This window comes from Synechococcus sp. RC10B2 (genome assembly GCF_047502635.1).
The window spans coordinates 12,286-26,142 of sequence record NZ_JANSHO010000054.1 but is presented as its reverse complement, the minus strand read 5'-3'; the positions used below and the strand labels follow the sequence as shown (position 1 = coordinate 26,142).

General features: G+C 62.4%; 13 protein-coding genes. 7 read left to right on the top strand and 6 right to left on the bottom strand.

Translation table 11 applies throughout. The annotated features are described in order from the left end of the window. Nucleotides 1-89: 89 nt before the first annotated feature. The gene (locus tag NW855_RS07015; RefSeq protein WP_011429319.1) at nucleotides 90-3,998 is read left to right on the top strand and encodes a DNA-directed RNA polymerase subunit beta'; all 3,909 of its coding nucleotides are present in this window, start codon (nucleotides 90-92) and stop codon (nucleotides 3,996-3,998) included. Further along, a complete protein-coding gene (locus NW855_RS07010) occupies nucleotides 3,979-4,497 on the top strand; it encodes a uracil-DNA glycosylase (protein WP_011429320.1) in 519 nt (172 codons plus the stop codon). The genes NW855_RS07015 and NW855_RS07010 overlap by 20 nt, the downstream gene beginning before the upstream one ends. A gap of 32 nt (nucleotides 4,498-4,529) precedes the next feature. Here the strand turns inward: NW855_RS07010 and tenA are convergent, their stop codons facing one another. From tenA to NW855_RS06995, 3 genes are all read right to left on the bottom strand, one after another. Further along, entirely contained in the window at nucleotides 4,530-5,189 is a 660-nt protein-coding gene (tenA, locus tag NW855_RS07005; protein ID WP_414508626.1) for a thiaminase II, read from the bottom strand. Between the two features lie 207 nt (nucleotides 5,190-5,396). After that, nucleotides 5,397-6,422 (bottom strand): long-chain acyl-[acyl-carrier-protein] reductase, encoded by a 1,026-nt coding sequence (locus NW855_RS07000; RefSeq protein ID WP_011429322.1) that lies wholly within the window; start codon nucleotides 6,420-6,422, stop codon nucleotides 5,397-5,399. A 133-nt stretch (nucleotides 6,423-6,555) separates the two neighbouring features. Further along, nucleotides 6,556-7,287 (bottom strand): aldehyde oxygenase (deformylating), encoded by a 732-nt coding sequence (locus NW855_RS06995; protein ID WP_414402320.1) that lies wholly within the window; start codon nucleotides 7,285-7,287, stop codon nucleotides 6,556-6,558. 195 nt (nucleotides 7,288-7,482) lie between these two features. Here NW855_RS06995 and NW855_RS06990 point away from each other — a divergent pair, with 195 nt between their 5' ends. Continuing rightward, nucleotides 7,483-7,794 carry a hypothetical protein gene (locus NW855_RS06990; RefSeq protein ID WP_011429325.1) on the top strand — a complete coding sequence of 104 codons (312 nt, stop codon included), beginning with the start codon at nucleotides 7,483-7,485 and terminating at the stop codon, nucleotides 7,792-7,794. 7 nt (nucleotides 7,795-7,801) lie between these two features. On the opposite strand, the gene NW855_RS06985 is transcribed toward NW855_RS06990, so the two are convergent. Continuing rightward, complete coding sequence (locus tag NW855_RS06985) at nucleotides 7,802-8,296, bottom strand: pentapeptide repeat-containing protein (RefSeq protein WP_414402321.1); 495 nt, start codon at nucleotides 8,294-8,296, stop codon at nucleotides 7,802-7,804. 194 nt (nucleotides 8,297-8,490) lie between these two features. On the opposite strand from NW855_RS06985, the gene NW855_RS06980 reads away from it, so the two are divergent. Together NW855_RS06980 and atpD are read left to right on the top strand one after the other, a co-directional pair. Next, the gene (locus tag NW855_RS06980; protein WP_240527746.1) at nucleotides 8,491-8,799 is read left to right on the top strand and encodes a gas vesicle protein GvpV; all 309 of its coding nucleotides are present in this window, start codon (nucleotides 8,491-8,493) and stop codon (nucleotides 8,797-8,799) included. 374 nt (nucleotides 8,800-9,173) lie between these two features. After that, nucleotides 9,174-10,607 (top strand): F0F1 ATP synthase subunit beta, encoded by a 1,434-nt coding sequence (gene atpD, locus NW855_RS06975; protein ID WP_011429328.1) that lies wholly within the window; start codon nucleotides 9,174-9,176, stop codon nucleotides 10,605-10,607. 10 nt (nucleotides 10,608-10,617) lie between these two features. Here the strand turns inward: atpD and rppA are convergent, their stop codons facing one another. Both rppA and rsmI read right to left on the bottom strand, forming a co-directional pair. Beyond that, nucleotides 10,618-11,358, bottom strand: coding sequence for a two-component system response regulator RppA (gene rppA / locus NW855_RS06970; protein WP_011429329.1), 741 nt, complete (start codon nucleotides 11,356-11,358; stop codon nucleotides 10,618-10,620). Between the two features lie 3 nt (nucleotides 11,359-11,361). Then, nucleotides 11,362-12,273 (bottom strand): 16S rRNA (cytidine(1402)-2'-O)-methyltransferase, encoded by a 912-nt coding sequence (rsmI, locus tag NW855_RS06965; RefSeq protein ID WP_099812486.1) that lies wholly within the window; start codon nucleotides 12,271-12,273, stop codon nucleotides 11,362-11,364. Between the two features lie 88 nt (nucleotides 12,274-12,361). On the opposite strand from rsmI, the gene NW855_RS06960 reads away from it, so the two are divergent. Together NW855_RS06960 and cbiB are read left to right on the top strand one after the other, a co-directional pair. Further along, on the top strand, nucleotides 12,362-12,814 hold the full coding sequence (locus NW855_RS06960) for an Rrf2 family transcriptional regulator (protein ID WP_011429331.1): 453 nt from the start codon (nucleotides 12,362-12,364) through the stop codon (nucleotides 12,812-12,814). A gap of 22 nt (nucleotides 12,815-12,836) precedes the next feature. Further along, a complete protein-coding gene (cbiB, locus tag NW855_RS06955; protein WP_099812485.1) occupies nucleotides 12,837-13,826 on the top strand; it encodes an adenosylcobinamide-phosphate synthase CbiB in 990 nt (329 codons plus the stop codon). Nucleotides 13,827-13,857: the final 31 nt, after the last annotated feature.

Below are 13,857 nucleotides of genomic sequence, written 5' to 3'. Positions count from 1 at the left end.
GGCTGCCCCTGTGGACGTTGCCCTTGTCGATGGGTAGCTGGGATCCCTGCCCCCTTGTCCAGAACTGTCAGAGTTATCACCGAGGCATTATGAGCGAAAAAGGACGCTTTTCCGCCGGTCTAGTCCGGCAGGCCGCCGATGGCGCCAAGGCCAAGACCCCGCCGCCCCCTGTACCCTTTCGCAACTATCAAATCGGCAAAAAAGAGCTGCGCAATCTGATTGCCTGGTCGTTTGCTCGCTACGGCACCGCCCGCACCGCTCAGATGGCGGATGCTCTGAAGGCCCTGGGCTTCAAATACGCCACCCAGGCTGCCGTTTCCATCAGCATCGAGGATCTGCGCATTCCACCCAGCAAGCGGCAGTTGTTGGCCCAGGCAGAAGCGGAGATCGAGGCGGCCACGGAGCGCTACACCCGCGGCGAGATCACCGAGGTGGAGCGCTATCAAAAGGTGATCGATACCTGGAACCAGACCAACGACCAGATTAAGGAGGAGATGCTCAGCAACTTCCGCCAGAACGATCCCCTCAACTCCGTGTACATGATGGCCAACTCGGGGGCGAGGGGGAACGTCTCGCAGGTGCGGCAGTTGGTGGGCATGCGCGGCCTGATGGCCAACCCGCAGGGGGAGATCATCGACTTGCCGATTAAAACCAATTTCCGCGAGGGCCTGACGGTTACCGAATACATCATCTCTTCCTACGGGGCGCGCAAGGGCTTGGTGGACACGGCTTTGCGCACTGCCGACTCTGGCTACCTGACCCGCCGTTTGGTGGACGTGTCTCAGGATGTGATCGTGCGGGAATCCGACTGCGGCACCGACCAAGGGATCCTGCTGGAACCCCTGATGGATGCGGACAAGGTGGTGGTGTCGCTGGAGGAGCGCCTGGTGGGCCGGGTGCTGGCGCGGGATGTGGTGCACCCGCAAACCCAGGAGATCCTTGCCCGCCGCAACCAAGAGGTGGATCACGACTTGGCCAAGGCCATTGTGGAGGCCGGCATCCGGCAGGTGATGGTGCGTTCTCCCCTCACCTGCGAGGCCAACCGATCGGTGTGCCGGATGTGCTATGGCTGGAGCCTGGCCCACTCCCGGCTGGTGGATCTGGGGGAGGCGGTCGGGATCATCGCCGCTCAATCGATTGGGGAGCCGGGCACCCAGTTAACCATGCGCACCTTCCACACGGGAGGTGTGTTTACCGGGGAGGTGGCCCGCCAAATTCGCGCCCCCTTTGCTGGCGTGGTGCGGTTCCCGAAAAATCTGCGCACCCGCCCCTTCCGCACCCGCCACGGCGACGATGCCCTGCAGCTAGAAGCGAACAACCAAATTGTCCTGGAAGGGCCAGACGGACAACGGGAAGTCTTCGACATGACGCAGGGATCCACTCTGCTGGTGCGGGACGGGGCCCAGGTGCAGCGGGATCAGTTGATTGCGGAAGTGACTGTAGCCAAGGCCGTGCGCAAGAGCACCGAGAAAGCCCAGAAGGAGGTGGTGGCCGACTTGGCGGGGGAAATCCGCTTTGCCGATCTGCCCATCGAGGAGAAAACCGACCGCCAGGGCAACACCACCTGCACCGCGCAGCGGCAAGGGTTGATCTGGGTGATGTCCGGCCAGGTATACAACCTGCCGCCGGGGGCCGAGCCGGTGGTGAAAAACGGGGATCGGGTGCAGGCGGGGGATGTGATCGCTGAGACCTCGCTGGTAACCGAGCACGGCGGCATCGTGCGGCTGCCGGAGCGCAGCGACACCAAAAGTGGGCGCGAAGTGGAGATCATCAACGCCGCGGTGGTGTTGCACGAGGCGCGGGTGCGGGTGGAATCCCACCAGGGCCGGGAGCAATTTTTGCTGGATACGGCCAGCGGCCAGACCTTTGTCCTCAAGGCCACGCCGGGCACCAAAGTGGGCAACGACGAGGTAGTGGCGGAGCTGATCGAGAACAATTTCCGCACCCAGACGGGCGGCCTGGTGAAGTTTGCCGGTGTCGAGGTGGCCCGGCGGGGCAAGGCGAAGCAGGGCTATGAGGTCATCCGGGGCGGCACCTTGCTGTGGATCCCGGAGGAGACCCACGAGGTGAACAAGGACATCTCCCTGTTGAACGTGGAGGATGGCCAGTACGTAGAAGCCGGCACCGAGGTGGTGAAGGACATCTTCTGCCAAAATGCTGGCGTCGTCGAGGTTATCCAGAAAAACGACATCCTGCGGGAGATCGTCATCAAGCCCGGATCCCTGCATCTGGTGGACGACCCCGCCGACCTGGAAATACCCACCGGCACGCTAATCCAGCCGGGCCAGAAGCTGCTCAGCAGCATCGTCCCTGACCGATTGGTCTATCTGGAGCAGGTGGAGACGCCTGAAGGGCCAGGCCTGCTGCTGCGCCCGGTGTACGAGTACGAGATCCCCGACCGGCCGGTGGTGCCCAGCCAAGAGTCTACCAGCGAGTCTGGCCGCTCCATTCGCCTGCGGGCGGTGCAGCGCGTTCCCTTCAAGGATGGGGAGCGGGTGAAGTCGGTGGGGCCGGTAGAACTGCTGCGCACACAACTGGTGCTGGAGATCGATACCGACGCCCCGCAACTGAAGGCCGATATTGAACTGATCCAAGATGAGAAGGATCCCAGTATCCGTCGCCTGCAACTGGTGATCTTGGAAACCCTGCTGCTGCGCCGAGACGTGGAGGCGGATCTAACCCAGGGGAGTACCCACACGCGGCTGTTGGTGAGCGAAGGAGACAGTATCGGCAGGGGGGGTGTTATCGCCCGCACCGAGATTCAGGCCAAAAAAGCCGGGATCGTGCAGGGGATCCGCCAGGGCGCGGAGGTGGTGCGACGGGTTCTGGTGGTTACCGACGACGACCTGCTGACGGTGCCTCTGACGGGCCAAGCCAGCGTCGAGGTGGGAGCGCTGGTGCGGGCCGGCGACGAGCTGGCGCCGGGGATCCCTGCCCCCGAGTCGGGGCAAGTGATGCAGATCGCCGATGGCCAAGTGGTGTTGCGGTTGGCGCGGCCTTATTTGGTGTCGGCGGGTGCCATTCTGCAGGTGCGGGATGGGGATCTGGTGCAGCGGGGGGATTCTTTGGCCCTCCTGGTGTTTGAGCGGGCCAAGACGGGGGACATCATCCAGGGTCTGCCGCGGATCGAGGAGCTGTTGGAGGCCCGCAAGCCCAAGGAAATGTGTGTTCTGGCCAAGCGGCCCGGCACGGTGCAACTGAGCTGGCGAGGAGAAGAGCCGGATCTGCGGGTCATCGAAGCCGATGGTACGGTTACCGAGTATTCGGTGATGCCGGGGCAAAACCTGATCGTGGTCGATGGCCAGCCGGTACAGGTGGGGGATCCGCTGACCGACGGCCCGGCCAACCCCCACGACCTCTTGGAGATCTACTTTGAGTACCATCGCCAAACCTTGGGCGACGACCAAGCGGCACGGCTAGCCTTGCGGGAGGTGCAGCGCTTCCTGGTCAACGAGGTGCAGAACGTCTATCGCTCGCAAGGGGTGGAGATTGCCGACAAGCACATCGAGATTGTGGTGCGCCAGATGACCTCCAAGGTGCGGGTGGACGACAGCGGCGACACCGTCCTGTTGCCCGGCGAGCTGGTGGAGCTGCGGGAAATCCAGCAGACCAACGCTACCATGGCCATCACCGGCGGGGCGCCGGCTAAGTACACGCCCGTTCTGCTGGGGATCACCAAGGCCAGCTTGAACACCGACAGCTTCATCTCGGCGGCCAGCTTCCAGGAGACCACGCGGGTGCTGACGGAGGCGGCCATCGAAGGCAAGTCCGACTGGCTGCGGGGCCTGAAGGAGAACGTGATCATCGGGCGCTTGATCCCGGCGGGCACGGGCTTCAGCACCTACGAGGAGATGGCGCCAGAACCGGAGCCGGAGGAAGAGGAGGAGCCTGTTGTGCTGCCAGAGCTGCCGCCTCGCCTGATCTTGGATGACGACCAGCTCATCGACGACTCCACCCCCGTTGACGAGCCGACGGAGGATGAGGGAGAAGAAGAGTGAGGCGTTGGCGGATCACCAGCCCTGGGCGGCGCTACAGGCTGAGATCGTCGCTTGCCGCCGCTGTCCCCGCCTGGTGGCTTGGCGAGAGGCGGTTGCCCAGCAAAAGGTGGCCCGTTTTTGTGACCAGCTCTACTGGGGCCGACCGGTGCCGGGGTTTGGGGATGTGCAGGCGCGGCTGTGGGTGATCGGCTTGGCGCCGGCAGCCCATGGGGGCAACCGCACCGGGCGGGTGTTTACGGGGGATCCCAGCGGGGATTGGCTATTTCGCGCTCTGCGCCGGGCCAGGTTTGCCAATCAACCCATCTCTCTGCACCGGGAAGATGGCCTGCAATTGCGGGATTGCTACATCTCAGCCGTGATGCGCTGCGCGCCGCCGCAGAACCGCCCCACCGCCGCAGAAGCCAAGACCTGCCTGGGCTATCTGAGACAAGAGCTGGAGCTGTTGACCCAGGTGCGGGTCATCTTGGCGTTGGACCATAACCACATGCCATGGCCATGACGACCTTGCTGAGCCGCCAGGCCCGGCGGGGATCAGGCGGGCTGCCAGGTTTCCAGGCGGTAGGCGCTGTCCCAGAACAGCCATTCCAGGCGAGAGGCGGTGACAAAAGCAGCCGTCATCTTCTCCCGCGTCGCCGCTGTGGTCTGCGTAGCCAAGGAGTCGGTGATGTCCAGGGCCTGTTGCACCACCTGGGCAAATTCTTCCCCGGCATAGGTGTCGATCCATTGTTGATAAGGATTGTTGGGCTTGGCGGTGCGGTAAATGGCGGATCCCACCTCACGGTAAATCCAGAAGCAGGGCAGCACAGCGGCCATGGCCACCTCGTAGGGATCCAAGGCAGCCCCAGCCAATAGAAAACGGGTGTAGGCGAAGCAGGCAGGAGCGTAGGTTGTCTCCGGCTGGATGTCGTAGAGGCGAAAGTAACTCTCGTGCAGGCTGCGCTCGGCCACAATGGCCCCCAGGGCAAAGTTCAAGAAACTCACCACCCGCTCAGCCCCCTCGGAACGGGCCCCGATCAAGGCAAGGGCGCGGGCAAAATCGGTGAGATAAAGAGCATCCTGCTGCAGATAGAACTGAAAGCGCTGCCGCGAGAGGCTGCCTGCGGCCAGCTCTTGGTTAAAGGGGTGATCCAAGATCTGTTGGTAGATGGGCTCGATCGTCTGCCAGAGGTGGGCGGTAAAAGATTGAGACATGGTGGCTCTCTCGCGGCGTTTCTGGGGTTCTTTTCAACTGATTGAGATCTCTGGGTGTGGGGGAAACTCTTTGGGTGCCCTGTGGCCGGAAAGTTGGACGTGAGTATCTCGATTCCAGATCCCTACCCCCGCTAGGGCGGGGATCTCCTTGTCTCAGATTGCCCCTCCTCTGAGTTACCGCTTTTCAGGGGGTCAGCCCAGCTAAACCTAGGCTTCGGGCATAAGGGGACGGAAGCCGTGCTTGCGGGACAGTTGCCCGATTAAATCCAGCTTTTCTAGGGTGATCAAGTTGCGGCCCCAACTAAAATTGGTGTACAGGCCCTCGAACTCCAGGAGCATCGCCTCGGCAAAGCAGGCGAAGAGCTGGCGGGCCGGGTTGGCCACATTCAAAAATTGCATAATATTCCACTCGATATCGAGAGAGTGTTCCACCATGCCGCCGTCGATCACGTACAGCCCCTTGCGCTGCAACTTGGAGGCGATGTTTTTCGGGTAGCCACCGTCGATGATCACGCAGGGATCCGGAAGCACCTGAGGATCGAGGGTCACTCCTTGGCTCATGCTGGCCACCCAGACGATGAAATCGGCGCGGGGCAAGGCCTCTTCCAAGGAACAGACCTCCCCTTTTTTAAGTTTGGCCTGCAGCTCTTCCAGGCGTCGCCGCTCGCGGGCTATCAACAGCAATTTGGCCGGGGAAGTGTGGGCTACCAACCACTGGCAGATGGCACTACCGATATCGCCGGTGGCCCCCACCACGGCAACTGTGGCAGCTGCCAAATCCATGGCGTAGCGCTGGGCCGCCGCCTGCAATTGCTGACAGATGATATAGGCCGTGTGGGTGTTGCCGGTGGTAAAACGCCGAATTTCCAGGTCGATGTTGCGCACCCGCCTGAGGGTGTCGAGGCGAAAATTCTCGAAAATAATGCTGCTAAATCCTCCCAGGGTGGTGATGTTCAAGCCGCGCCGCTGCGCCAAGGCCATCGCATTCAAAATCTTGCGACAGGCCGCCTTCACCCGTCCCCCCGCCAGCATTTCCGGCAGGAAACAGGATTCGACGTACTGGCCATAGATTTTTTGGCCCGTGATGCTGGTCACCACGATCTCGTCCACCACCTGAGGCGGAGCCATGCACCAAAATTCCAGGTCGCTCTCCGCATATTCGGAATACCCCAGCTTATCTGCCACCCGTTTTGCGTGGGCCAGGCTGGTCAGGTGCCCGATCAGGCCGAACATAGATGCTCACTCACTTCGATACTTAACTTTATGAGCTCCATCCGGATCCCATCAAAACATGTCCGCACCCAGAGAGGGTAGGGAGCGTTCCAGCCAGGCCGGAAAACCAATCGGCAGGCAGAGTTGAGTTGCGTCAGGCGGCCCGCAGACCCTGGGCCGAGAGGCGCATTACCTCGCGGGTGTTGAAGCCGATGCTGGCCAGGGCCTCGCCGTAGGCGATCATGAAGTCTTCTACAATGGCCTCGGGATCCATGTAAATGGCTTCCACATCCGCCTCTACCTGCTGCAGCATCTGCCGAACTAGAGGCAGATTTTGGGCGTTGGCTGCTTCGATCTGGGCTTTAACCTCGGCAAAGTGCTCGCCCAGCCAGCGCTCCCCAAAATTGAGGTGCAGATACTCGTCCTTAACTACCCCCTCGGTGATCTTGCGGGCAAAGTCATCGGCAACCGGGATGTAGATGTTGTAGGCGGCAATGGCAAAGCACTCGATGATCAAAGACTGAATGACAAAACAGGAGACCAGATCCCCTGCCGCTGCAGCGCTTTGGAAATTGTCCCGCAAGGGCGCGAAAAAGGCGCGGGCAAACTCCACATCGGGTTCCACCTGCAGGTTTTTGCCGCAGGCCTGGAAGCCTTTCATGTGGCGCAATTCCATCTTGGCCAGCTTGCGCAGCTCCTCTGCAGCTTCCGGCAGCATTTCGGCCAGCTTGAGGTAGTTGTCGTGGGCTTCTTGTTCGCCTTCGATAACAATACCGTTGATGCGGGAGTAGGCCTGCCGATACCTTGGGCTGCTGTAGTCTAGGGCAGTGCCGCCCCCATCAGTGGGGGACGGGGGGGTGTTGGGCAGGACGTTCGCTGGGGCCATACTCGTGCATCTCCTTTTGTAGTTGTAGATTGTTGTGAACCGCTTCGCCGGCCCTTCAACAATCCTGGCGCTTGCCACTAAATTGTTCCTCTACTCAGAATAGCCTCAGGTGGTGCGGAATTCATCGGATCCCTTTTGCCCAGGGAGGCAAGCCTGTTAGGGTGAGTGCTCAGGTGCCGTTGAGGAGCCGGGGGTATGTCTGCTCTTGGGGAGGGCCTGAATCAGCTGCGCCAGTTGCTGGTGGATCTGGAGGAACAATCCCTCGATCAGCCGATTGGCAGCGCCGAGGAGGTGTTGCAGGCAATCGAGATGGCGACGGCTTTTGAGCTGTTCGAGGCGGAAAGCAGCCGTTTGCTGCTGCAGATTGTGGCCAATCTCTGGGATCGGGTACGCCAGCACGATCTGTCGGCGCAGGAGATCGAGGCGGTGGCAGAGAAGCTGCGGGCGGTGGGCTATACCGATGCCGAGATCCAGGAGATCTTGGATCTGGAGCCTCAGGACAACTAGCCGCAGGCTAGGCGGAAACCATGCCCAACTCGGTGGGAGCGACATCTGCTTCTAGGTGAGTGGCCGTGTCGTAACAGGCTCCCCGCAGGTTGGCAAGCTTGAGTTTACAGCCGCTGAGGTTGGCCCCTTTCAGGTTGGCGCCGCTGAGGTTGGCCCCCGCCAGGTCTGCCTGGCTGAGATCGGCACCACTCAGGTCGGCTGCGGTCAGGTTGGCGCCGCGCAGGTTGGCCCCTTGCAATCGAGATCCCTGCAATTTGGCCTTTTCTAGATTGGCCAGGCGCAGGTTGGATCCCTGCAGATCGGCTTGGCTGAGGTCGGCGCCGCTCAAGTAGGCCCGCTCCAGGTTGGCAGCGGCCAGTTTGGCCTGCTGGAGGGTTGCTCCGCCCAGGTCGATCCCGGCCAAGTCGGCACCGGCCAGGTCAGCTTCGGCCAATTGGCTGTTGCTGAAGTCCCGCTCGCCGCTGCCATAGCGCTGCAACAGTTCCGCTGCGGTTTCGACCATTGCTTTTCCCCATCCTAGACAAGTCGGATCCTACCGAGGAACAGGGTTGCCGCCAAGGGCGCACATCCTCCAGGCGGCGCCTATCAGCCATGCCTCCAGATCCGAACATCTGCCAAGGCCATCAGCCCTCTTGCCTGCGAGAGCGCGCTAGGATGGGCGCAACGCCCTTTTCTCTGGATCCCATTTGTTCTGTTATGAGCTTGCCCCGCGTGCCCCGCTCCCGGCCCCGCCCAAAGTTACGCTCGATCCCTCGCCGCAAAACCGAATCGGCTCTCTATGCCGAGATGCAGCAGCTCACTGTGGAAAAGCAGCGGCTCAACCAGGAATTGGAGTTCATTCAGGAACGGCAAGGGCAAATTCAAGCAAGGCTCCGGGAAATCGAACAAGCGCTACAGCGTTTTCAGCAGGAGGCAGAGAGCTTTCGGGATCCCGCCGCTGCTCGAGAACCGGGCACTGGCCGCTTCTCCTCCTCCCGTTTCCCGCCGATGACCTTTGAGTACTGAGCCAGTTCCCTGCCGAGTGGGGAAGCCAAAGCCATTGCCAAAGGAGCAAAAAACTGGGTTTAGAGCCCCGTTCTGTCCTTTGGGACGGCCTTGTGGTACCTTTTGTATGGCGGCATGGGTAGTCAACCGCTTCAAAAACCCAGTAGTCTAACCCCTAAGACATTAGCTAGGGTTTTGTATTGGCCTTGAAGCGGTACCCTTGGGCAGAAGAGAACCGAGCCGCGAGACCGAAGTCCAGGGGTAGACCTGTTGGCTTTTGCTACCGGGATCCAGCCGCCCAGTCCGAGATCTTCTCATGGCCCATTCTGAAACTCCCATCCGGCATCGCTGAGTCCATAACTGCAACTGAGTACACAAGGAGCTGAGCCTCGACCATGGTTACTGCCACCGCTACTGCGACCAACGTTGGCTACATCACTCAGGTCATTGGACCTGTGATCGACGCCGAGTTTCCCAGCGGCAAGCTGCCTGAAATCTACAACGCTCTCAAGGTGGAGGCGACGACCGAAAGCGGATTGAAGGTCAAAGTCACCTTTGAGGTGCAGCAGCTTTTGGGGGATAACCGCGTGCGGGCCGTGGCCATGTCTTCTACCGATGGCTTGGTGCGGGGCATGCCAGTGGTGGATACAGGTGCCCCGATTACCGTGCCGGTGGGCGAGGCTACCCTGGGTCGCATTTTCAACGTGCTGGGGGAGCCAGTGGATCAAGGAGAGCCGGTGCAAGCCAAGGAGTTTGCCCCCATCCACCGCAGCGCGCCGCCCTTTGTGGAGCTGACCGTCAAACCGGAGCCCTTTGAAACCGGCATTAAGGTGATCGACCTGCTGGCCCCCTTCAAGAGAGGTGGCAAGGTGGGCCTGTTTGGCGGCGCCGGCGTCGGCAAGACGGTGCTCATCCAGGAGCTGATCCACAACATTGCCGAGGAGCACTCCGGCCTATCGGTGTTTGCCGGCGTGGGAGAGCGCACCCGCGAGGGGAACGACCTCTACAACGAGATGAAAGAATCGGGGGTGCTGGACAAAGTAGCGCTGGTGTACGGCCAGATGAACGAGCCGCCGGGCGCTCGTATGCGGGTGGGCCTGACCGCCTTGACGATGGCGGAGTACTTCCGCGACGTCAACAAGCAGGATGTGCTGCTGTTTATCGATAACATCTTTCGCTTTGTGCAAGCTGGCTCGGAAGTGTCGGCGCTGTTGGGCCGCATGCCCTCGGCGGTAGGCTACCAGCCCACCTTGGCCACGGAAATGGGCAACCTGCAGGAGCGGATCACCTCCACCAAGCAGGGATCCATCACGTCGGTGCAAGCGGTGTACGTGCCCGCCGACGACCTGACGGACCCGGCGCCGGCGACGACGTTTGCCCACCTGGATTCGACGGTGGTGCTGTCGCGCAGCCTGGCGGCCAAGGGCATCTACCCGGCGGTGGATCCCCTGGATTCTTCGTCCACCATCTTGCAGGCAGACATTGTGGGCGAGGAGCACTACAACACCGCTCAGGCGGTGAAGCAAACGCTGCAGCGCTACAAAGAGTTGCAGGATATTATCGCCATTCTGGGGTTGGACGAGCTGTCGGAAGAGGACAAGCTGGTGGTGGCCCGCGCCCGCCGCATCGAGCGCTTCCTGTCGCAGCCGTTCTTTGTGGCCGAGGTCTTCACTGGCTCGCCTGGCAAGTACGTGAAGTTGGAGGACACCATCAAAGGCTTCCAGCGCATTCTCTCCGGAGAACTGGATCATCTGCCGGAGCAGGCTTTCTATCTGGTGGGCACCATCGAGGAGGCCATCGAGAAGGCGGAGAAGCTCAAGTCCAAGTAATCCCTCACCCTCAGCCCCTCTCCCAGGGGGAGAGGGGGGTTGGCGGCTGCTGAGGATCCTCGGCCACAGGCCCGAAGCGGTAGCCTTTGCCATAGACGGCGTGGATCAACTCGGGGGAGCCGGGCAGACGGAGGCGGCGCCGCAGCAGGCGCACCTGAGCAGCCAGGACGTTGCTGCTGGGGGGATCCTCGCCGGCCCACACCCGCTCGTAGATCTGCTCGTGGGTGAGCAACTGGCCGGGGTGGGCCATGAAGTACTCCAGCAGGCGGAACTCTTTTTGGGAGAGGTGGATCATCCGTCCTTGGCGGTAGGCCACTTGGTTCTCCCGATCCAGCTCTAGGTCTCCAATTTGCAGGCGAGGGATCCCTTCGCCGGGGCCGGCAGCCCGCCGCAAGAGGGCTCGCACCCGCGCCAGCAGCTCCCGCAGCTCGAAGGGCTTGACCAGGTAGTCGTCGGCGCCGGCGTCCAGCCCTTCCACCCGGTCGTCGAGAGTATCTTTGGCGGTCAGGAAGAGGATGGGGGTGGCGCGATCTACCTGTCGCACCTGTTGGCAGAGGGAGAGGCCGGACAGGCCCGGCAACATCCAGTCCAGTACCAGCAAGTCGTAGGGTGGGGCTGGGGGCTTCTGCAGCAGCTCCCAGGCGCTGTTTCCCTCGTAGGCCACGTCCACGCTGTGGCCCTCTCGCCGCAGGTGCTGGGCCAGGGAATCGGCCAGCTCCACTTCGTCGTCCACCAACAAGATGCGCGCCATGCTCTAGGATTCTGTCTCGTCGTCGCTTGCCGGAGGGGCCAGGGAGGGAGGGGGCTCCAGTTGTAAGCAGAGATCGTAAAGGCGGCGCCGCGTCCACAGGGGGGATCCCTGGAAGCGCCGGGCCAGTTGGCGGCTGGCAGCGGAGCGGGGAAGGCCCTCGGCCAGCAGGCGGGCCAGCTCCTGGCGAACTTCCGCTTCCGAGGGGGAGGTTTCTTCGCCCTTTTCGGAGGCAGGCCGCCCCTCTAGAACAAGGGTGAACTCCCCCCGCGGCGGCTGGGCGGCGCAGTGCTCCAGAGCGGCGGCCAGGGATCCCCGCCAGAAGGACTCGTGCAGCTTGGTCAGCTCGCGGGCCAGCACGATCTGCCGCCGGGGGCCGCAGTGAGCCAGGAGATCTTGCAGGGTTTGCTGCAGGCGATGGGGGGCTTCGTAGAGAACGACGGTGCGCTCTTCTTGGGCCAGTTGTTGCAGACGGGCTTGTCGTTGGCTGGCTTTGAGCGGCAAAAACCCCTCGAAGACAAACCGCCCTGTGGCCAGCCCAGAAGCAGCCAAGGCGGCCACTGCCGCTACCGGGCCAGGCACCGGGATCACCGGGATCCCAGCTTGGATACAGGCGCGCACCAGTTCCTCTCCTGGATCGGAGATGGCGGGTGTGCCGGCATCGCTGATTAGGGCCACCGACTGCCCTGCCGCCAGATACTTGAGGATTTGCGGGATGCGCTGGGCGGCGTTGTGCTCGTGGTAGCTGATGAGGCGGGCGGAGATCTGAAAGTGTTTAAGAAGCTGGCCGGAGTGGCGGGTGTCTTCTGCCGCCACCCAGTCCACTTCCCGTAGGACTCGCAGCGCCCGCAGGGTAATGTCTTCGCGGTTGCCGATAGGGGTGGCCACCAAGTAGAGGCTGGCGGTGGGGCGCTCCATCTCGACAAGGCCAGAGCTAAGCGGGTACTGCTTTCCAGGTTAAGGGATCCCTGTGGCAGGATCGGGGAAGATTGGCGGGAGAAAGCAGGTGCGCCTGACCACGCGAGCTACCTATAGCATCCGGGCTTTGCTGGATCTGGCGATGCTTGGCCAGGTGGCCTCGGTGCGGGCCATTGCCGAGCGACAGCAGATCCCGGCCCCCTATCTGGAAAAGCTGTTGATCGAGCTGCGCCAGGCTGGCTTGGTCTGTTCGCAGCGCGGGGCGCAGGGGGGCTACCGGCTGGCACGGGCACCGCGGCGGATCCCAATTAGCGCCATTTTGGCGGCGGTGGGAGAATCTCTGGATCCTCTCCCGGCTGAGAGGGCAGGGGCTCAGCAGGAAGGCTCTGCGGATGGGCTGGACTGGGTAACGGAGGCCCTCTGGCGGCGGATCGCCCAGCGGGTGGAGCAGGTGTTGGAGGAAACAACTCTGGAAGATCTCTACTTCGACGCCCGCAGTTGGCAGGCAGCCCAAAGTCAGGGGGGAGGGTTTGTGGTCTGATCGCGCCTGCGGGAGGGAGACCTTGCTGTTTTTTCCGAGTCAGCCAGCCGCTCCCCTGGTGCTGGCGGCGGCTTTGGGTCTGGATTACTGGTTGGCAGATCCCTGGGGGTGGCCCCATCCGGTGCGGGTGATGGGGGCGGTCATCGCCTGGGGCCAGAGTTGCATTCTCAGGCGCTGCCCAACGCCGGCGGCCCAGCGCTGGGGCGGGGCAGCTCTCACCCTGGCGCTGCTGGCGGGATCCTACGCGGCAGGCTGGGGGCTGATCGCCGTTGCCCAGGCTCTCCATCCCTGGGCAGGGATCCTGATGCAGATCATCCTGATGGCCAGTTGCCTAGGGGGGCGCAGCCTGCGCTTTGCCGCCTTGGAGGTGTTGGATCCCTTGGAAAAGGGGGATCTGCCGCAGGCCCGCCAGCGCCTAAGCCGCTACGTGGGCCGGGATACGGAGCACCTGACGGAGGCGGAGATCTTGCGAGCGGTGGTCGAGACGGTAGCCGAGAATACCCCCGACGGGGCGACGGCCCCTTTGTTCTATGCCTTTTTGGGAGGGGCGCCCTTGGCTTTGGCCTACAAAGCCAGCAGCACGCTTGATTCGATGGTGGGCTACCGCCATGCCCCCTTCACCTACCTGGGCACGGTGCCGGCCCGCTGTGAGGATGGGCTGACCTGGCTGCCCTGTCGCCTGACGGTGCTGACCCTGGCCCTGCTCAGCGGGGATCCCTGGGGATTTTGGCAGCGCTGTCGCCGCGACGGGCGGGCGGATCCCAGCCCCAATTCGGGGTGGAGCGAGGCGGCCTTTGCCTGGCGGCTGCAGATCCAGTTGGGAGGCACCAATTTCTATCGCGGCATCCCCAAAGAGAAGCCCAAGGTGGGGATCCCGGCTCGTCCCTTGAGCCCCCAGGTGGTGCGGGAGAGTCTGGGGCTGCTGAGGCAGGTTCTGGGGGTGTGGGGAAGTTGGATGGTGGGAGTAACTCTAGTTCTCAACTCTCCTCTCCCTCTAGGAGAGGGGTTGTAAACTACTCCAGACTAAAGTCAGGAGCTTTTAG